Source organism: Streptomyces sp. NPDC094143 (assembly GCF_040303825.1).
GTDB lineage: Bacteria > Actinomycetota > Actinomycetes > Streptomycetales > Streptomycetaceae > Streptomyces.
Genome location: NZ_JBEOTZ010000014.1, coordinates 82449 through 100734, shown reverse-complemented (window position 1 = coordinate 100734; position 18286 = coordinate 82449). Strand labels below are relative to the sequence as shown.

Sequence of the window (18286 nt, the reverse complement as noted above, 5' to 3'; positions counted from 1 at the left end):
GCAGGTCTACGACCGAGCGTCCGTCAGCTCCCGCTGCTCCTCGCCCGCCTGCCCGGCCCGCTGCCTGCCGGGCAGGAACAGCGCCACCACGACCGCGCCCACCAGCGCGACGCCCGCGCCCCACAGGGCGGTGACGTGCATCGCGTGCAGGAAGGCGTCGTGGGCCGGGGCGACCAGGGCCTCGCCCCGTGGGCCCAGCTTGGCCGCGACGCCCAGGGTCGCCTCGATGGACTCGCCCGCGGTGTGACGCAGGGCGGGCGGCAGCGCGCCCAGCTTGTCCTCGATGCCCGTGCGGTACGCCGTCGACAGGACCGAGCCGAGGACGGCGATGCCGAGGGCGCCGCCGACCTGCCGGAAGGTGTTGCTGAGGGCGGAGGCCGAGCCGGCCTTCTCGCGGGGCAGGGCCTGCATGATGACGACGCTGACGGGCGTCATGATGTGCGCCATGCCGGTGCCCATCAGGAAGAAGACGACCTCCAGGATCCAGATCGGGGTGTCGGCGTCCAGGGTGGCGAAGGCGGCCAGCATCGCGGCGATGACCAGCAGGCCCCCGGTCGTGGTGGCCCGGTTGCCGAACCGGTCGACCAGCAGCCGGGCCCGCGGGGCGAAGATCATCTGGGCGGCGGCCAGCGGCAGCATCAGCAGACCGGTCTGAAGCGGCGAGTAGCCGCGCACGCTCTGCGTGTAGAAGACGGAGAAGAAGGTCACGCCCATCAGCGCGAAGAACACCAGCGCGATGGCGGCTACGGCGGCCGAGAAGACCTTGTTCCCGAAGTACGTGACGTCGATGGACGGATGGGCGCTGCGCTTCTCGAACACCACGAACGCGACGAGCACGGCGAGACCGGCGCCGATCGTCGTCAGCACGGCGGGATCGGTGAAGTCGGCGAGCTGGCCGCCCTTGATGATGCCGTAGACGAGCAGCACCAGGCCGACGACCGACAGGACCACGCCGACCGGGTCGAGCCGGCCCGGCCTCGGGTCGCGGGAGTCGGGGACCAGCCACAGCATCAGGGCGAGCGCGAGCAGCACGATCGGCACGTTGATGAGGAAGACCGAGCCCCACCAGAAGTGGTCGAGGAGTACGCCGCCGGTGATCGGGCCGATGGCGATGGCGAGGCCGACGCCGCCCGCCCAGATGCCGATGGCCTTGGGCTGCTCCTCGCGTTCGAACACGTTCATGAGGACGGCGAGGGTGGCGGGCATGACGAACGCGGCGCCCAGGCCCATCACGGCACGGAAGGTGATGAGCTCGCCGGGCGAGCCGGAGAACGCGGCGAACGCCGAACCGATGCCGAACACGACGAGACCGCCGAGCAGCACCTTCTTGCGGCCGAGCCGGTCACCGAGCAGACCGGCGGTGAACAGCAGACCGGCGAAGACCAGGGTGTAGGCGTTGATCGCCCACTCCAGCTCGCTCTGTGTGGCACCCAGGCCGGTCGGGGCCGGGGTGGAGATGGTCTTGATGGCGACGTTCAGGATCGAGTTGTCCAGGACGACGATCAGCAGGCTCAGCATCAGCACGCCGAGGATCGCCCAGCGGCGCCGGTGCACCGCTTCCGGTATGCGGCGGCCGGTGGGGGCGGCGCCGTCGGCAGGTGTGGTCATGCGCTCGAGCCTAGGCCCATTCCGATACGAGACCGTCTCGTATTGGAATACTTTCACCCAGCTCTTACGGACGGGGGTGCCGGCCGAGCGGAACACACGGGGGCTCCCCTAGCCCTGCTTGGCACGAGGTGCCACCATGGACGTGGTCCGGGGACGCCGTCAGGGCGCCTCGAGATGACGTGTTAGGAGCCGTGCCATGACGCAGCTTCCGGCTGCCCAGACTGCGACGAAGCCCTCCGACGGCGGCAAGACGCTGTACGGGGGCAAGGGCACTCGCCGCATCACCGTGCGCGACATCGCCGCCGCCAAGGAGCGCGGCGAGAAGTGGCCCATGCTCACCGCCTACGACGCGATGACCGCGTCCGTCTTCGACGAGGCCGGCATCCCGGTCATGCTCGTCGGCGACTCGGCGGGCAACTGCCACCTGGGGTACGAGACCACCGTGCCCGTCACCCTCGACGAGATGACCATGCTGTCGGCGGCGGTCGTACGGGGCACCTCGCGCGCCCTGATCGTCGGCGACCTGCCCTTCGGCTCCTACCAGGAGGGTCCGGTGCAGGCGCTGCGCTCGGCGACCCGGCTGGTGAAGGAGGCCGGTGTGCAGGCCGTGAAGCTGGAGGGGGGCGAGCGCTCGCACGAGCAGATCCGGCTGCTCGTCGAGTCCGGCATCCCGGTGATGGCCCACATCGGGCTGACCCCGCAGTCCGTCAACGCGATGGGCTACCGCGTGCAGGGGCGGGGCGAGGAGGCGGCCCAGCAGCTGCTGCGGGACGCCAAGGCCGTGCAGGACGCGGGCGCGTTCGCCGTGGTCCTGGAGCTGGTGCCCGCCGAGCTCGCGGCCGAGGTGACGCGCGTGCTGCACATCCCGACCGTGGGGATCGGGGCGGGCCCGGAGACGGACGCGCAGGTGCTGGTGTGGACCGACATGCTGGGTCTGACCGGCGGGCGCGTGCCGAAGTTCGTGAAGCAGTACGCGAACCTGCGGGAGGTCATGGGGAACGCGGCGAAGGCCTTCGCCGAGGACGTGGTCGGCGGAACGTTCCCCCAGGAGGAGCACTCCGTTCACTGAGCCACTGAGCCACTGAGCCACTGAGCCACTGAGCCACTGCGGCACCAGGACAGCCCCGCCGATCTTCCCCCGTCGGCGGGGCTGTCCCCTTCCCGCGCCCCGGGACCGCTGGGGGCTACTCCGGCTGTGTCGCGATCTGGATCAGGTTGCCGCAGGTGTCGTCGAAGACGGCGGTGGTGACGGGGCCCATCTCCAGGGGCTCCTGCGTGAAGCGGACGCCGAGGGCGCGCAGGCGCTCGTACTCGGCGTGCACGTCGGCGACGGCGAACTGGGCGAGCGGGATGCCGTCGGCGACCAGGGCGTCGCGGTAGGGCTTGACGGCGGGGTGGCCGGCCGGCTCCAGCAGCAGTTCCGTGCCGCCCGGCTCCTCCGGGGAGACCACCGTCAGCCACCGGTCCTGCTCGCCGAGCGGGACGTCGTGCTTCTTCACGAAGCCGAGGACCTCGGTGTAGAACCGGAGGGCTTTGGCCTGGTCGTCGACGAAGACGCTGGTCAGATGGATCCTCATGGGGTGCTCTCTTCCGGTCGGGAGGGGGCGGGCGCCGGCCATCGCTCGGTGATCTGCCGAAGCGGGGCCGTGTTCAGGTCGTGGAACTTGTAGCGGCCCTCCCGCCGGGTCTCGACGAGCCCGGCGGCCTCCAGCACCGCGAGGTGCTGGGAGACCGCCTGGCGCGAGATGCCGAGCCGGTGCTTCATGCTCAGCCGCGAGCAGATCTCGAACAGGGTCTGCCCGGACTTCTCCGCGAGCTCGTCGAGGATGGTGCGGCGGGTGGGGTCGGCCAAGGCTTTGAAGACGTCGTCGGCCACGATCCCAGGATAGGCAAGCGTCCGCTTGCCTACCAAGTCCCCTCGCGGCGCGTCCGTCAGACCGACTCGCGCCACCCGTTCGTGATCGGCAGGCGCCGGTCCTTCCCGAACCCCTTCGCGGAGATCTTCGTCCCCGGCGGGTACTGCCGCCGCTTGTACTCGGCCGTGTCGACCATGCGCAGGGTCTTCACGACCAGCTCGCGGTCGAAGCCGGCCGCGACGATCTCGTCCGCGCCGCGGTCCCGGTCGACGTACAGCTCCAGGATCGCGTCGAGCACCGGGTAGTCGGGCAGCGAGTCCGTGTCGACCTGGCCGGGGCGCAGTTCCGCGCTCGGCGGCTTGGTGAGGGAGTTCTCCGGGATCGGCGGGGTCTGGCCGCGCTCCCGGGCCGCCCGGTTGCGCCACTCCGCCAGCCGGAAGACCGACGTCTTGTACACGTCCTTGATGGGGCCGTACGCGCCGACGGAGTCGCCGTAGAGCGTGGAGTAGCCGACCGCCAGCTCCGACTTGTTGCCGGGGGCCAGGACGATGTGGCCCTCCTGGTTGGAGATCGCCATCAGCAGCGTGCCGCGCAGGCGCGACTGGAGGTTCTCCTCCGCCAGGCCGGTCAGTCCCAGCGAGCCCATGTAGGCGTCGAACATCGGCTCGATGGGGACCGTGCGGTAGTTCAGGCCCGTGCGGCGGGCCAGTTCGGCCGCGTCGTCCTTGGAGTGGTCCGAGGAGTACTTCGACGGCATGGACACGCCGTACACGTTCCGCGCGCCCACCGCGTCGCAGGCGATCGCCGCGACCAGGGCCGAGTCGATGCCGCCCGACAGGCCGACCAGGACCGACGAGAAGCCGTTCTTCTCGACGTACGCCCGCAGGCCCACGACCAGCGCCGAGTAGACCTCCTCGTCGTCGTCCAGACGGTCCGCGTAACCGCCCGTCAGCTCCGGCTCGTACGCGGGCAGCGGGTCCTCCGACAGCACCACGCGGTCGATGCGCAGGCCGTCGTCGACCACGCCCTGCGGGGCGTCCGCGGCCGCCGCCGGCAGGTCCAGGTCCAGGACCACACAGCCCTCGGAGAACTGCGGCGCTCGGGCCACGACCTCGCCGTCCTTGTCGACGACGATCGAGTCGCCGTCGAAGACCAGCTCGTCCTGGCCGCCCATCATGGCGAGGTACGCCGTGGTGCAGCCGGCCTCCTGGGCCCGCTTGCGCACCAGCTCCAGACGCGTGTCGTCCTTGTTGCGCTCGTAGGGGGAGGCGTTGATCGACACCAGCAGGCCCGCCTTGGCCGAACGGGCGGCGGGGACGCGGCCGCCGTCCTGCCAGAGGTCCTCGCAGATGGCCAGGGCGACGTCCACCCCGTGCACCCGCAGCACCGGCATGCTGTCGCCGGGCACGAAGTAGCGGAACTCGTCGAAGACGCCGTAGTTCGGCAGGTGGTGCTTGGCGTAGGTCAGGACCACCTCGCCGCCGTGGAGCACCGCCCCGGCGTTGCGCGGCGCACCGGCCGGCTGGCCGTACTTCGGCTGGGCGGTCTCGCTGCGGTCGAGATAGCCGACGATCACCGGCAGCCGGCCGAGGCCCTCCTCGGCCAGACGGGCGGCGAGCGAGCGCAGCGCGGCCCGGGAGGCCTCCACGAAGGACGACCTGAGGGCCAGGTCCTCGACGGGGTACCCGGTCAGCGCCATCTCCGGGAACGCCACGAGGTGCGCTCCCTGCTCGGCGGAGTGCCGGGTCCAGCGGACGATCGACTCCGCGTTCCCGGCGAGGTCGCCGACGCGCGAGTCGATCTGGTTCAGGGCGAGACGTAGTTGAGGCACGTGGTCAGTGTAATCGTCAGTGCGACGCAATGGGGTGGTGTGGGCCATCCCACACCACCCCTGACGCCGCGCGGTGGTCAGCGCCGGTACGACTCGACGTAACCGTTCGCGGGCGTGCCCACGCCGGTGACGTCGTCGTAACCCCTGACGGCCTTGAGCGAGCTGTCCCTGCCCAGGCCGCGCACGGACGTGGCCAGGCCGTCGGTGGCGTCGTAGCCGTTCACGAAGTCGACGCGGGCCCGGCGAGTTCCCCGCCCGTCGGGTCGTCGGTGACGTCGTGGTAGACCTTCGAGCGGGCTCACGCCCTAGGTGCGGGGCTTGGCGCCGCGTGCCTTGAGCAGGTCCGCCATGAGCCCGATCTCCGACTGCTGCGCGTCCACCATGCCCTGCGCCAGCCGCTTCTCCACCCCGACCGCGCACTTGTCCACACAGCCCTCGGCCATGTGGATGCCGCCCTTGTGATGGTCCGTCATCAGCTGCAGGTAGAAGATCTCGGCCTGCTTGCCGCTGAGCTCGCCGAGCTTCTTCAGCTCGGTGTTGGTGGCCATGCCCGGCATCAGCGCGCCGTCCTTGCCGGAGGCCATGCCGCCCATGTCCATCCAGGTCATCGGCGGCTCGGAGGACACCTTGGGCAGACCCCACAGGTCGAGCCAGCCCAGCATCATGCCGCGCTGGTTGGCCTGCGTCTGTGCGATGTCGTAGGCGAGCCGGCGCACCTCCTCGTCCTTGGTGCGGTCGCGCACGATGTACGACATCTCCACGGCCTGCTGGTGGTGCACCGCCATGTCGCGCGCGAACCCGGCGTCGGCGGACTCGGCGGAGGGGGTCGTGCTCCCGCCGTCGTCCCCGGCGACGGCGTAGGTGATCGCCCCGGCCGCGACGAGCGCCGTCACCGCGGCCCCGGCGACCAGACCGACGTGCCTCACTGCGACAGCCCGTTGGTGCAGGCGGCACCCGGCTCGGGGGTCTGCTCGCCCTGGACGAACTTCTCGAAAAACTTGTCGACGTTCGGGTCGTCCGCGCCCGTCACGGTGCGCTGGTGACCCCACGCCGAGAGCATGATCGGGTCCTTCTGGTCGTCCAGCGGGCTCATCAGCGTGTACGGCGTCTTCTTCACCTTCGCCGCGAGCGCCTCCACGTCGGCCTTCTTCGCGGCGGCGTTGTACGTCACCCACACCGCGCCGTGCTCCAGCGAGTGCACCGCGTTGGTGTTGTTGATCTCCTTGGTGTAGACGTCGCCGTTGCAGTTCATCCACACCTGGTTGTGGTCGCCGCCGACCGGCGGCTGGGTGGCGTACTTGACGGCCTTGGTGACGTGGTTGCGGGAGAGCTTGCCCTCCCAGGTCCTCACGCCGTCCTTGCCGGTGACGAACCTGCCCTTGCCCGAGGAGTCGCTCGCCGCGGTGTCGCTGCCGCCGTCGTCCTGGGACCGCACGAGCACGACACCGCCGGCGATCAGGCCGCCGACGATCACGACGCTGGCCGCGATGGTGAGGATCCGGTTGCGGCGCTCACGGGCCTGCTCGGCGCGCCGCATCTCCTCTATTCGCGCCTTGCGTGCCGTGTTGCTCTTCTTGGCGGAGCCCATGAGGTGTCCTTCGCGGGGGAAAAGTGGGACGGTCGGGTGGGCTGATCGTAATGGGGGAGGCGGGGCCCCTCGTAGAGCGGCCGCGGGAAAGGGCCGAATCGATACGGCACCGACAGCGGCCCGACAGCTTCGGCCGGCCGGGCCCCGGATGATTTGAACCGACCTTACCTATTTATCTACGCTGCCCGCATGCGGCTGCTGCGCTCCACCGACCTCGCCCTGCGGGTCCTCATGCGGCTCGCCGTCGCCGGCGAGTCGAGTCCGACGACCCGGGAGGTCGCGGACGGCATGGGCGTGCCGTACACCCACCTGGCGAAGGTCGTCGCCGAGCTGCAGCACAGCGGGCTGCTGACGGCCCGCCGCGGCCGCGGCGGCGGACTCGCCCTCACCGAGCGGGGCCGCACGGCGTCGGTGGGCGCCGTGGTCCGCGCCTTCGAGGGCGAGGGCGACGTCGTCGACTGCGAGGGCCGGACCCCCTGCCCCCTGAACTCCGCCTGCCGCCTGCGCGGCGCCCTGCGCCGGGCCCAGGAGGCGTTCTTCGCCTCCCTGGACCCGCTCACCGTGGCGGACATCGCGGCGGAGCCGACCGGCGCCCTGCTGCTCGGTATCTCACGGCCCGGCCGCCCTTAGGCCGCTGCGTGCGACCGCCCCTCCCTGCGGTCAGCCCTGCCCGGCCAGCCACAGGTCCGGGCCGAACACCTCGTAGTGGATGTCGGCCGGTGCCACACCCTTGGCGAGCAGCTGCGCCCGCACCGTCCGCATGAACGGCAGCGGTCCGCACAGGTACGCGTGCGTGCCCGGGGCGACCGGGACCCCGGCGAGGTCGACCAGGCCGGTGCGGGCGCCGGCCGGGGCGTCCTGCTCGTACCAGAGGTGCAGGGCCGCCCCAGGCAGCTTGCCCGCCCAGGACGCGTGGTCGGCGCGCAGGGCGTGGGTGGCGGGTGAGCGGTCGCCGTGCACGACGGTGACCGGGGCGCGGTGGCCCGAGCCGGCGAGGTGGGCCAGCATCGCGGTGATCGGCGTGACGCCGATGCCCGCCGAGGCCAGCAGCAGGGGGGTGTCGGGGCCGGCGTCCAGGACCAGGTCGCCGTAGGCCTCGGACAACTCCAGGACGTCGCCTTCGCGCACGCGCGCGTGCAGGTGGTGGGAGACCTCGCCGTCGGGGGTGCCGTCGCCGTGCACGCGCTTCACGCTGATCTGCCGCAGAGCCGGGCCCGGCGCCCCGGAGAGGCTGTACTGCCGTATCTGCCGGGCGCCGTCCGGCAGGGCGACGCGGACGGAGACGTACTGGCCTGCGGCGAAGTCCCGCGCGGGGCCGCCGTCGGCGGGACGCAGGCGGAACGTGATCACGTCCGGGGTCTCGACGACCCGCTCGACGACCTCCCACGGCCGCCAGGCGACCGGGCCGCGCTCCTCGTACAGCCGCCGCTCCACGGCGATCAGGGCGTTCGCCATCAGCCAGTACACCTCGTCCCAGGCGGCGGCGACCTCGGGGGTGACGGCGTCGCCGAGCACGTCCGCGATGGCGGCGAACAGGTGCTCGTGGACGATGCCGTACTGCTCGGGGGTGACGCCGAGGGAGGCGTGTTTGTGGGCGATGCGGCGCAGCATCGCGTCCGGCCGCTGCTCCGGATGGTCCAGCAGGTGCGCGGCGAAGGCGGCTATGGAGCCGGCGAGCGCCTGCCGCTGGGTGCCGGCGGCCTGGTTGCCCCGGTTGAACAGGTCGCGCAGCAACGTGGGGTGTGCCTCGAACAGACCGGCGTAGAAGCGCTCGGTGATCGTGTCCAGGGCCGCGCCGACGGCGGGCAGGGTGGCGCGGACGACGGCGGCGGACTGCGCGGACAGCATCGGGGCTCCTCACGGCTCGACTGCGCGCACGCTAATTAAAGTTGCATGTGCGTTGCAAATTAAGGACCGGGGCAGCGAAGCGGACCGGCCGTTACGGATGTCGGTGCGAGCAGGCACTATGGGCTCAAGAGCAGTCCACCCGCGGTACGCGGGTCGTCCGGTCTCCACCGGTCGGGCGATCATGGTCCGCAACGCGTACGAAATGGTGGTGTGGTGGGATGCTCAGGTGCCCGACCGCCTCCCGTGGTACGGAAGACAGGCGGCCTGACCAGCAAGGATGGGGAAGCGGAAGATGGACAAGCAGCAGGAGTTCGTGCTCCGGACGTTGGAGGAGCGCGACATCCGGTTCGTACGCCTGTGGTTCACGGACGTGCTGGGCTTCCTCAAGTCCGTCGCCGTGGCCCCGGCCGAACTGGAACAGGCCTTCGACGAGGGCATCGGCTTCGACGGCTCCGCGATCGAGGGCTTCGCCCGGGTCTACGAGTCCGACATGATCGCCAAGCCGGACCCGTCGACCTTCCAGATCCTGCCCTGGCGCGCCGAGGCCCCGGGCACCGCCCGCATGTTCTGCGACATCCTCATGCCGGACGGCTCCCCCTCCTTCGCCGACCCGCGCTACGTGCTCAAGCGTGCCCTGGCCCGCGCCTCCGACCTGGGCTTCACGTTCTACACGCACCCGGAGATCGAGTTCTTCCTGCTGAAGGACCGCCCGCTGGACGGCTCCCGCCCCACCCCGGCCGACAACTCCGGCTACTTCGACCACACCCCGACCAACGTCGGCATGGACTTCCGCCGCCAGGCGATCACGATGCTGGAGTCGATGGGCATCTCGGTCGAGTTCTCCCACCACGAGGGCGCGCCCGGCCAGCAGGAGATCGACCTGCGCTACGCCGACGCGCTCTCCACGGCCGACAACGTCATGACCTTCCGCCTGGTCATGAAGCAGGTGGCGCTGGAGCAGGGCGTCCACGCCACGTTCATGCCGAAGCCGTTCTCCGAGCACCCGGGCTCCGGCATGCACACCCACCTCTCCCTCTTCGAGGGCGACCGCAACGCCTTCTACGAGTCGGGCTCGGAGTACCAGCTCTCCAAGGTCGGCCGCTCCTTCATCGCGGGCCTGCTGCGGCACGCGGCGGAGATCTCCGCCGTCACCAACCAGTGGGTCAACTCCTACAAGCGCATCTGGGGCGGCGCGGAGCGCACGGCGGGCGCGGGCGGCGAGGCCCCGTCGTACATCTGCTGGGGCCACAACAACCGCTCGGCGCTGGTCCGGGTCCCCATGTACAAGCCCGGCAAGACGGGCTCGGCCCGCGTCGAGGTCCGCTCCCTCGACTCCGGCGCGAACCCCTACCTCGCCTACGCCGTCCTGCTCGCCGCCGGCCTCAAGGGCATCGAGGAGGGCTACGAACTCCCGCCGGGCGCCGAGGACGACGTCTGGGCCCTGTCCGACGCGGAGCGCCGCGCGATGGGCATCGAGCCGCTCCCGCAGAACCTGGGCGAGGCCCTGACCCTGATGGAACGCAGCGACCTGGTCGCCGAGACCCTCGGCGAGCACGTCTTCGACTTCTTCCTGCGCAACAAGCGGCAGGAGTGGGAGGAGTACCGCTCGGAGGTCACGGCGTTCGAGCTGCGGAAGAACCTTCCGGCGCTGTAGCGCGAAGCCTCTCGGCGTGCTGGAGGCCGGCGGCCGTGGACCGTCGGCCTCACAGGGACGCCGTCTCCGGCACCGTCGCACCATCCTCGACGAGCTCGCGGAGAAGTCCGGGCAGACACTGTTCGAGATCTGCTCACGGCAGACCGGAGCGCTTGTACAGCGACAGCTTCACCGGTCCGGGCCCGCATGCGAGGGAGGCCATGTCATCGACGCCGGCCGCGGCCGTCCCTCCCGGCTTCTCGATTCCTGACCGGTCGCGTCGCGCCCCGACCGGTCAGGACTCCCGCTGCCGCTTCTGGATCGCCAGCAGCTCGTGCAGCGGTTCCGTTGCCCGCCTGCGGTACTCCTGCACCGCCCAGCCGTTGCCGTCCGGGTCCCGGAAGTGCATGAACGTGGCGCCGTCGTCCGGCGCGTACTGGACCGGCTCCGAGACATCGAGGCCGCGGGCGACGAGTTCCGCGTGGGCCGCCTTGATGTCGGCGACGCACAGTTGCAGGCCCTGGTAGGACCCGGGGGCCGGGGTGGGGCCCGGGGTCATCTCCCAGAGGGAGTCGCCGAGGGCGATCGAGCAGCCGGAACCCGGAGGCGTCAGCTGGACGATCCGCATCCCGGGCATGACCTCCTGGTCGATGTCCACGTGGAAGCCGACCTTGTCCCGGTAGAAGTCCCGGGCCCGGTCGATGTCGGTCACGGGCAGCGGGATGACTTCCAGGGTGAAGTCCATGGCGTGACTCCTTCGTCGGGCGGCGACAGCATCAGGCACCGCGTGTCAGGCGAACCGCCACCGCGCCTGGCTGAACGGCTCCCCCTACCGAAGCCGAAAACCGTACGCGGCGCCACCGAGTGGACGGCCGCGCGTCCCCCGCCGTGGCGCGAAATGGCCCTCCCGTACCTCGACCTGCCAGAAGCCGCCGTACTTCTCCTCCACCCCGCGGACGGCCCCCGTAGCCGGGCGCCGTCGGTGACGCGCCTCGTGTGCCGGCGCCCGTCCGGCCGTACGGTCGAGATGCGCAGCAGCCGTGCTCTCCCGTGCGGACCCCGTCCGCCCGCCGACTCACCGGCGCTCCCCCCGGGCCCTGCCGTTAGGCTCGAAGCCGTACGACCTTGATCCGATGCAAGCTCGGAAAGAGTGCGAGGGAGGCCCGGATGACGGCGGCCCCGGGGCGCAGGAGCAGTACCTTCACACGGCTGCTGCGGCACGGCTTCACCGACGCCTTGGCCGCCGAGCGGCTCCTGGACAGCGTCGAGCTCGCGCCCCTGCGCGACGACCCGGTGCTGCTGGACGCGCTGGGTGCGACCGCCGACCCCGATCTCGCGCTGCTCGGCCTCGTCCGGCTGCTGGAGGCCCAGCCGCACCCGGGCGCCCGCCGGGAGCTGCTCGACACGCTGATCTCGGCCAAGCCGCTGCGCGACCGCCTGCTCGGCGTTCTCGGCGCCTCCACCGCCCTCGCCGACCACCTCACCCGGCACCCGGGCGACTGGCAGGCCCTGGTGACCTACGAGGCGCGCGACCTGCACCCCGGGGTGGCGGAGTTCGAGGCCGGCCTCGCACAGGCCGACGACCCGGTCTCGCTGCGCGTCGCCTACCGGCGCTGCCTGCTGTCCATCGCCGCTCGCGACGTGTGCGGCACGACCGGCGTCGCCGAGTCCGCCGCCGAGCTGGCCGACCTCGCCACCGCCACCCTGCGCGCCGCCCTCGGCCTCGCCCGGGCGGCGGCGCCCGAGGACGACGCCCTGTGCCGGCTGGCCGTCATCGCGATGGGCAAGTGCGGCGGCCACGAGCTGAACTACGTCTCCGACGTCGACGTCATCTTCGTGGGCGAGGCGGTCGAGGGGGCCGACGAGACCAAGGCGATCCGGGCCGCGACCCGGCTCGCCTCGCACATGATGCGGATCTGCTCGGAGACCACGGTCGAGGGCTCCATCTGGCCCGTCGACGCCAACCTCCGCCCCGAGGGCAGGAACGGCCCGCTGGTGCGGACCCTGGCCAGCCACCTCGCCTACTACCAGCGCTGGGCCAAGACCTGGGAGTTCCAGGCGCTGCTCAAGGCCCGCCCGGTCGCCGGCGACCTCGACCTCGGCGCGGAGTACGTCGAGGCCGTCCAGCCGCTGGTGTGGAAGGCCGCCGAGCGCGAGAACTTCGTCTCCGACGTGCAGAAGATGCGCCGCCGGGTCGTGGAGAACATCCCCGCCGCCGAGGTCGACCGCCAGTTGAAGCTGGGCCCGGGCGGCCTCAGGGACGTCGAGTTCGCCGTGCAGCTGCTCCAGCTGGTGCACGGCCGCACCGACCCCTCCCTGCGCAGCGGCACGACCCTCGACGCGCTCAAGGCCCTCGCCGCCGGCGGCTACGTCGGCCGCTCCGACGCCGCGCAGCTCGACGAGGCCTACCGCTTCCTGCGCTCCCTGGAGCACCGCATCCAGCTGTTCCGGCTGCGGCGGACCCACCTCGTGCCGGAGGACGAGGCGGAGCTGCGCCGCATCGGCCGCTCCCTGGGCCTGCGCGCCGACCCGGTCGCCGACCTGCACCGCGAATGGCGGCGGCACGCCACCGTCGTACGCCGGCTGCACGAGAAGCTGTTCTACCGGCCGCTGCTCGACGCGGTCGCCCAGCTCGCCACCGGCGAGGCCCGGCTGAGCGCCGAGGCGGCCCGGGAACGCATGGTCGCCCTCGGGTACGCCGACCCGGCCTCCGCCCTGCGCCACCTGGAGGCGCTGGCCTCCGGCGTCACCCGCAAGGCCGCCATCCAGCGCACTCTGCTGCCCGTCCTGCTCGGCTGGTTCGCCGAATCCGCCGACCCGGACGCGGGCCTGCTCAACTTCCGCAAGGTCTCCGACGCCCTCGGCAAGACGCCCTGGTACCTGCGGCTGCTGCGGGACGAGGGCGCCGCCGCGCAGAACCTCGCCCGGGTCCTGTCGGCCGGGCGCCTCGCCCCCGACCTGCTGATGCGCGCGCCCGAGGCGGTCGCGCTGCTCGGCGACGGGGACGGCGGCGGCCTCACGCCCCGGCCGCGCGCCCACCTGGAGCAGGAGATACTCGCCGCGGTGAACCGGGCCGACGGAGCCGCCCAGGCGGTCACGGCCGCACGCGGGGTGCGCCGCCGGGAGCTGTTCCGCACGGCCGCCGCCGACATCGTCGGCTCCTACGGCACCGAGGAGCAGCCCGCCGAGGCCGACCAGGGCGCCCTGGTGGACCGGGTCGGGGCGGCGGTGTCCGACCTGACCGCCGCGACCCTCGCCGGCACGCTCCGCGCGGTCGTGCGGGACGGCTGGGGCGACGAGCTGCCCACCCGCTTCGCGATCATCGCCATGGGCCGGTTCGGCGGCCACGAACTGGGCTACGGCTCCGACGCGGACGTGCTGTTCGTGCACGAGCCGCGCGACGGCGTCGACGAGCGGGAGGCGTCCCAGGCGGCGAACAAGGTCGTCTCCGAGATGCGCCGTCTGCTGCAGCTCCCGAGCGCCGACCCGCCCCTGCTCATCGACGCCGACCTGCGCCCGGAGGGCAAGTCCGGGCCGCTGGTGCGCACGCTCACCTCGTACGCGGCGTACTACCGCCGGTGGTCGCTGACCTGGGAGTCGCACGCCCTGCTGCGGGCCGAGCCGGTCGCCGGGGACGCGGACCTGGGCCGCCGCTTCATCGAACTGATCGATCCGCTGCGTTACCCGGCGGACGGGCTCGGCGACGAGGCCGTCCGCGAGATCCGGCGGCTGAAGGCCCGGATGGAGCGGGAGCGGCTGCCACGCGGCGCCGATCCCAAGCTGCACGCCAAGCTGGGGCCGGGCGGGCTGTCGGACGTGGAGTGGACCGTGCAGCTGCTGCAGCTGCGGCACGCCGCCCGGGAACCGGGGCTGCGCACCACCCGCACCCGCGAGGCCCTGGCCGCCGCCCGCGCGGCCGGGCTCATCGCGGACGAGGACGCCGGGACACTCGACGAGGCCTGGGTCCTCGCGACCCGCGTGCGCAACGCGGTGATGCTGGTACGCGGCCGGGCCGGCGACACCTTCCCCTCCGACCCGCGCGAACTGGCCGCCGTCGGCCGGTACCTGGGCCACAACCCGGGCCACGTCGGCGACATGCTCGACGCCTACCGGCGCACCGCCCGCCGGGCGCGGGGCGTGGTGGAGGAGCTGTTCTACGGGGTGGCCGAGCGCTGACCCCGGCGCGAGCACCGGGTCCCCAGGGCCGTGAGCCGGGGCGTCAGACCCTGTCCCGCGCGAGTGGCCGGCCCTGCTCCCGGGACGTCCGCGAGCGGGATGCGGCCGGTGCGCGCACCACCCGCGGCAGGGCGTACGGCAGCCTGCCGCACCAGACCCGGGCCACCGCGAACCCGAACGCCAGGCAGAGCACGCCCCCGACCGCGTCCAGCCAGAAGTGGTTGGCCGTGGCCACGATCACCACCAGCGTCAGCGCCGGGTACAGCAGGCCCAGCACCCGCACCCACGGGACGGCCGCCAGCGCGAAGATCGTCAGACCGCACCACACCGACCAGCCGATGTGCATCGACGGCATCGCGGCGTACTGGTTGGACATGTTCTTCAGGTCGCCGGACGCCATCGAACCCCAGGTCTGGTGGACCATCACGGTGTCGATGAAGCCGCCGCCGTTCATCAGCCGCGGGGGCGCCAGCGGATACAGGTAGTAACCGACCAGGGCGACGGCGGTGGTCGAGAACAACACCAGCCGGGTCGCCGCGTACCGGCCGGGATGACGACGGTACAGCCACACCAGCACACCCAGCGTGACCACGAAGTGCAGCGTCGCGTAGTAGTAGTTCATGCCGATGATCAGCCAATTCACCGAGTTCACGGCGTGGTTGACCGACTCCTCGACGGCGATGCCCAGCCGGTGCTCGGTCTGCCAGATCCAGTCGGCGTTGCGCAGCGCCTCGGCCCGCTGCTCGGGCACGGCGTTGCGGACGAGCGAGTACGTCCAGTAACTCACCGCGATCAACAGGATCTCGAACCAGAAGCGGGGCCGGCGCGGGGTGCGCAGCCGGCGCAGCACACGCGGTCCCGTCTCGGCCGCAACGGGGGGCGGGAGGGCCGCCTCCAGGCCCTCCGGCTGCGTCACGGTCGCGTCACCCATAGGCACAAAGTCTGCCAGAAAAGGACTTCCCCACCGATCATCCCGCGGCCCGGCCTGAGCCGCATGTTCTACGGCGAGATCAGGCCGCGCGCCTCACGACCGCGCACGGTCACCGGGCGCCGAGGCGGTCGAACCGCGCACCACCAGCTCCGGCATGAACACGAACTCGCTGTGGGGCGCGGGCGTTCCGCCGATCTCCTCCAGCAGCGTGCGCACGGCCGCCTGGCCCATGGCCGGGACCGGCTTGCGGATGGTCGTCAGGGGCGGGTCGGTGAAGGCGATCAGCGGGGAGTCGTCGAAGCCGACCACGGAGACGTCCTTCGGCACGTCCAGACCGCGCTGCCGGGCCGCCCGGATCGCGCCCAGGGCCATCATGTCACTGGCGCACACCACGGCCGTGCAGTCCCGCTCCATCAGGGCGACGGCGGCGGCCTGTCCGCCCTCCAGCGTGTACAGCGAGTGCTGCACCAGCTCCGACTCGACGGCCTCGGCGCCCAGGCCCAACTGCTCCTGCATGGCCCGCACGAACCCCTCGATCTTGCGCTGCACGGGCACGAACCGCTTGGGCCCCAGCGCCAGCCCGATCCGGGTGTGCCCCAGGGACGCCAGATGCGTCACGGCCAGGCTCATCGCCGCGCGGTCGTCGGGGGAGATGAACGGCGCCTGCACTTTCGGCGAGAAACCGTCCACCAGGACATAGGGCACGCCCTGCGCGCGCAGCCGGTCGTAGCGCTGCATGTCGGCGGTGGTGTCCGCGTGCAGCCCGGAGACGTAGATGATGCCGGCGACCCCGCGGTCCACGAGCATCTCGGTCAGCTCGTCCTCGGTCGAGCCGCCCGGGGTCTGGGTGGCCAGCACGGGCGTGTAGCCCTGCCGCGTCAGCGCCTGGCCGATGACCTGGGCGAGGGCCGGGAAGATCGGGTTCTCCAGCTCCGGGGTGATCAGGCCGACCAGGCCCTCGCTGCGCTGACGCAGCCGCACCGGGCGTTCGTAGCCCAGCACGTCGAGGGCGGCCAGCACGGACTGGCGGGTCGTGGCGGCGACGCCCGGCTTGCCGTTGAGGACGCGGCTGACGGTCGCTTCGCTCACCCCCGCCTGCAACGCGATGTCCGCAAGCCGTGTGGTCACAGCACTGGACTGTAGCGGCCGGACTTCTGCTTGCACACCGACGGGACGCCGGGTGCGGGCCGGTGCACGGCCCGCTGCGGGTTGCTTGGTCATCGCGGTCCCCTGAAGTCGTGTCGGCGTCCGCTCCGCAACGGATGATTCTCCCGGCGGACACGGATGGCAAGTGCTTGCAGAGTCTTGCACAACTGTCCGACTGCCCGTCGAACAGCCGGTCAGCAAGGCGGATCAAGGCCTCAGGGCAATCGAGAGGAGGTCACGGCGGGATAACCATCCGCACCTCTTGCAACTTTTTGCTGCAAGGTCTTTCGCAACCCGTTGCGGCGAGGTTAATGTCACCGACGCCCGGCGGCCAACGGCGCAGTCGGCAGCACAACGGGCTTCACCCTCAAGGAGAACTCATGCGGCGTGGCATAGCGGCCACCGCGCTGGTGGCGTCCCTCGCCCTGGCGGCGACGGCCTGCGGCGGAAGCGACAGCGGCGACGAGGCCGGCGGTCCGGTCACCATCACCTGGTGGGACACCTCCAACGCGACCAACGAGGCGCCGACGTACCAGGCCCTGGTCAAGGAGTTCGAGGCCGCCAACAAGGACATCAAGGTCAAGTACGTCAACGTCCCCTTCGACCAGGCGCAGAACAAGTTCGACACCGCCGCCGGTTCCAAGGGCGCCCCCGACGTGCTGCGCTCCGAGGTCGGCTGGACCCCCGCCTTCGCCAAGAAGGGTTTCTTCGCGCCGCTGGACGGCACCGAGGCCCTCGCCGAGCAGGACAAGTTCCAGCCCAGCCTGATCGAGCAGGCCAAGTACGAGGGCAAGACCTACGGCGTCCCCTTCACCACGGACACCCTCGCCCTCGTCTACAACAAGGAACTGTTCGCCAAGGCCGGCGTCGAGGCGCCCAGGACCTGGGACGACCTGAAGAAGGCCGCCGCCACCATCAAGGACAAGACCGGCGTCGACGGCTACTGGGGCTCCACCCAGGCCTACTACGCCCAGTCCTTCCTCTACGGCGAGGGCACCGACACCGTCGACGTCGACGCCAAGAAGATCACCGTCACCTCGCCCGAGGCCAAGAAGGCCTACGGCACCTGGCAGGGCCTGTTCAAGGGCAAGGGCCTGCACAAGGCCGACACCACCGCCGACGCCTACGCCCACATCCAGGAGGCGTTCGTCAGCGGCAAGGTCGCCTCGATCATCCAGGGCCCGTGGGAGATCACGAACTTCTACAAGGGCTCGGCCTTCAAGGACAAGAACAACCTCGGCATCGCCACCGTCCCGGCCGGCTCCACCGGCAAGGCTGGCGCCCCGACCGGCGGCCACAACCTCTCGGTGTACGCGGGCTCGGACAAGGCCCACCAGGAGGCCTCGCTGAAGTTCGTGAAGTTCATGACCTCGGCCAAGGCCCAGGAGACCATCGCGCTGAAGAACTCCACGCTGCCCACGCGCGAGGACGCCTACACCGCGAAGGTCAAGGCCGACCCGGGCATCGCCGGATTCCAGAGTGTGCTGCCCGCGGCCCAGCCGCGCCCGGCCCTGCCCGAGTACAGCTCCCTGTGGACCCCGCTCGACGACGAGCTGCTGAAGATCGCGAGCGGCAAGGTGTCCCTGGACAAGGGCCTCGGCAACGCCGAGACCGCCATCGCCAAGCTGGTGCCCGACTACAGCAAGTGACCGCCGGGTGGCCGCCGGGT

15 protein-coding genes and 1 pseudogene are annotated in these 18286 nt (G+C 71.5%); 5 read left to right on the top strand and 11 right to left on the bottom strand.

Annotated features, from left to right (window positions below; translation table 11 throughout):
* Positions 1-6: 6 nt before the first annotated feature.
* Positions 7-1608, bottom strand: a complete 1602-nt coding sequence (locus ABTZ58_RS19590) for an MFS transporter (protein ID WP_351357889.1) — start codon at positions 1606-1608, stop codon at positions 7-9.
* Between the two features lie 196 nt (positions 1609-1804).
* Here ABTZ58_RS19590 and panB point away from each other — a divergent pair, with 196 nt between their 5' ends.
* The gene (gene panB / locus ABTZ58_RS19585; RefSeq protein ID WP_309097724.1) at positions 1805-2677 is read left to right on the top strand and encodes a 3-methyl-2-oxobutanoate hydroxymethyltransferase; all 873 of its coding nucleotides are present in this window, start codon (positions 1805-1807) and stop codon (positions 2675-2677) included.
* A gap of 115 nt (positions 2678-2792) precedes the next feature.
* Here the strand turns inward: panB and ABTZ58_RS19580 are convergent, their stop codons facing one another.
* The 6 genes and pseudogenes from ABTZ58_RS19580 to ABTZ58_RS19555 form a co-directional block, all read right to left on the bottom strand.
* Positions 2793-3185 carry a VOC family protein gene (locus tag ABTZ58_RS19580; RefSeq protein WP_351357886.1) on the bottom strand — a complete coding sequence of 131 codons (393 nt, stop codon included), beginning with the start codon at positions 3183-3185 and terminating at the stop codon, positions 2793-2795.
* Positions 3182-3484, bottom strand: coding sequence for an ArsR/SmtB family transcription factor (locus ABTZ58_RS19575; protein WP_309097722.1), 303 nt, complete (start codon positions 3482-3484; stop codon positions 3182-3184). Before ABTZ58_RS19575 ends, ABTZ58_RS19580 begins: the two co-directional genes overlap by 4 nt.
* A 56-nt stretch (positions 3485-3540) precedes the next feature.
* A complete protein-coding gene (locus ABTZ58_RS19570) occupies positions 3541-5295 on the bottom strand; it encodes an NAD+ synthase (RefSeq protein WP_351357882.1) in 1755 nt (584 codons plus the stop codon).
* A 77-nt stretch (positions 5296-5372) separates the two neighbouring features.
* Positions 5373-5587 (bottom strand): annotated as a pseudogene (locus tag ABTZ58_RS19565) (serine protease); the annotation flags it as partial.
* A 13-nt stretch (positions 5588-5600) separates the two neighbouring features.
* Positions 5601-6221, bottom strand: coding sequence for a DUF305 domain-containing protein (locus ABTZ58_RS19560; protein WP_351357879.1), 621 nt, complete (start codon positions 6219-6221; stop codon positions 5601-5603).
* The gene (locus tag ABTZ58_RS19555; RefSeq protein ID WP_351357876.1) at positions 6218-6883 is read right to left on the bottom strand and encodes a thioredoxin-like domain-containing protein; all 666 of its coding nucleotides are present in this window, start codon (positions 6881-6883) and stop codon (positions 6218-6220) included. The genes ABTZ58_RS19560 and ABTZ58_RS19555 overlap by 4 nt, the downstream gene beginning before the upstream one ends.
* Positions 6884-7072: 189 nt before the next feature.
* On the opposite strand from ABTZ58_RS19555, the gene ABTZ58_RS19550 reads away from it, so the two are divergent.
* Positions 7073-7513, top strand: a complete 441-nt coding sequence (locus tag ABTZ58_RS19550) for an RrF2 family transcriptional regulator (RefSeq protein ID WP_309098116.1) — start codon at positions 7073-7075, stop codon at positions 7511-7513.
* Between the two features lie 30 nt (positions 7514-7543).
* Here ABTZ58_RS19550 and ABTZ58_RS19545 read toward each other — a convergent pair whose 3' ends face one another.
* On the bottom strand, positions 7544-8731 hold the full coding sequence (locus ABTZ58_RS19545; protein WP_351357872.1) for a globin domain-containing protein: 1188 nt from the start codon (positions 8729-8731) through the stop codon (positions 7544-7546).
* A gap of 292 nt (positions 8732-9023) precedes the next feature.
* Between ABTZ58_RS19545 and glnA2 the strand changes: the two genes are divergently transcribed.
* Entirely contained in the window at positions 9024-10385 is a 1362-nt protein-coding gene (gene glnA2, locus ABTZ58_RS19540) for a gamma-glutamylpolyamine synthetase GlnA2 (RefSeq protein WP_114257364.1), read from the top strand.
* Positions 10386-10659: 274 nt separating this feature from the next.
* Here glnA2 and ABTZ58_RS19535 read toward each other — a convergent pair whose 3' ends face one another.
* Entirely contained in the window at positions 10660-11109 is a 450-nt protein-coding gene (locus ABTZ58_RS19535) for a VOC family protein (RefSeq protein ID WP_351357868.1), read from the bottom strand.
* 422 nt (positions 11110-11531) lie between these two features.
* On the opposite strand from ABTZ58_RS19535, the gene ABTZ58_RS19530 reads away from it, so the two are divergent.
* A complete protein-coding gene (locus ABTZ58_RS19530) occupies positions 11532-14540 on the top strand; it encodes a bifunctional [glutamine synthetase] adenylyltransferase/[glutamine synthetase]-adenylyl-L-tyrosine phosphorylase (RefSeq protein WP_351357865.1) in 3009 nt (1002 codons plus the stop codon).
* A gap of 43 nt (positions 14541-14583) precedes the next feature.
* On the opposite strand, the gene ABTZ58_RS19525 is transcribed toward ABTZ58_RS19530, so the two are convergent.
* Together ABTZ58_RS19525 and ABTZ58_RS19520 are read right to left on the bottom strand one after the other, a co-directional pair.
* A complete protein-coding gene (locus ABTZ58_RS19525; protein ID WP_351357862.1) occupies positions 14584-15471 on the bottom strand; it encodes a phosphatase PAP2 family protein in 888 nt (295 codons plus the stop codon).
* A gap of 93 nt (positions 15472-15564) precedes the next feature.
* Entirely contained in the window at positions 15565-16599 is a 1035-nt protein-coding gene (locus ABTZ58_RS19520; RefSeq protein WP_309096292.1) for a LacI family DNA-binding transcriptional regulator, read from the bottom strand.
* A 398-nt stretch (positions 16600-16997) separates the two neighbouring features.
* On the opposite strand from ABTZ58_RS19520, the gene ABTZ58_RS19515 reads away from it, so the two are divergent.
* Positions 16998-18266 carry an extracellular solute-binding protein gene (locus ABTZ58_RS19515; RefSeq protein WP_351357859.1) on the top strand — a complete coding sequence of 423 codons (1269 nt, stop codon included), beginning with the start codon at positions 16998-17000 and terminating at the stop codon, positions 18264-18266.
* The last annotated feature ends 20 nt before the right edge of the window (positions 18267-18286 follow it).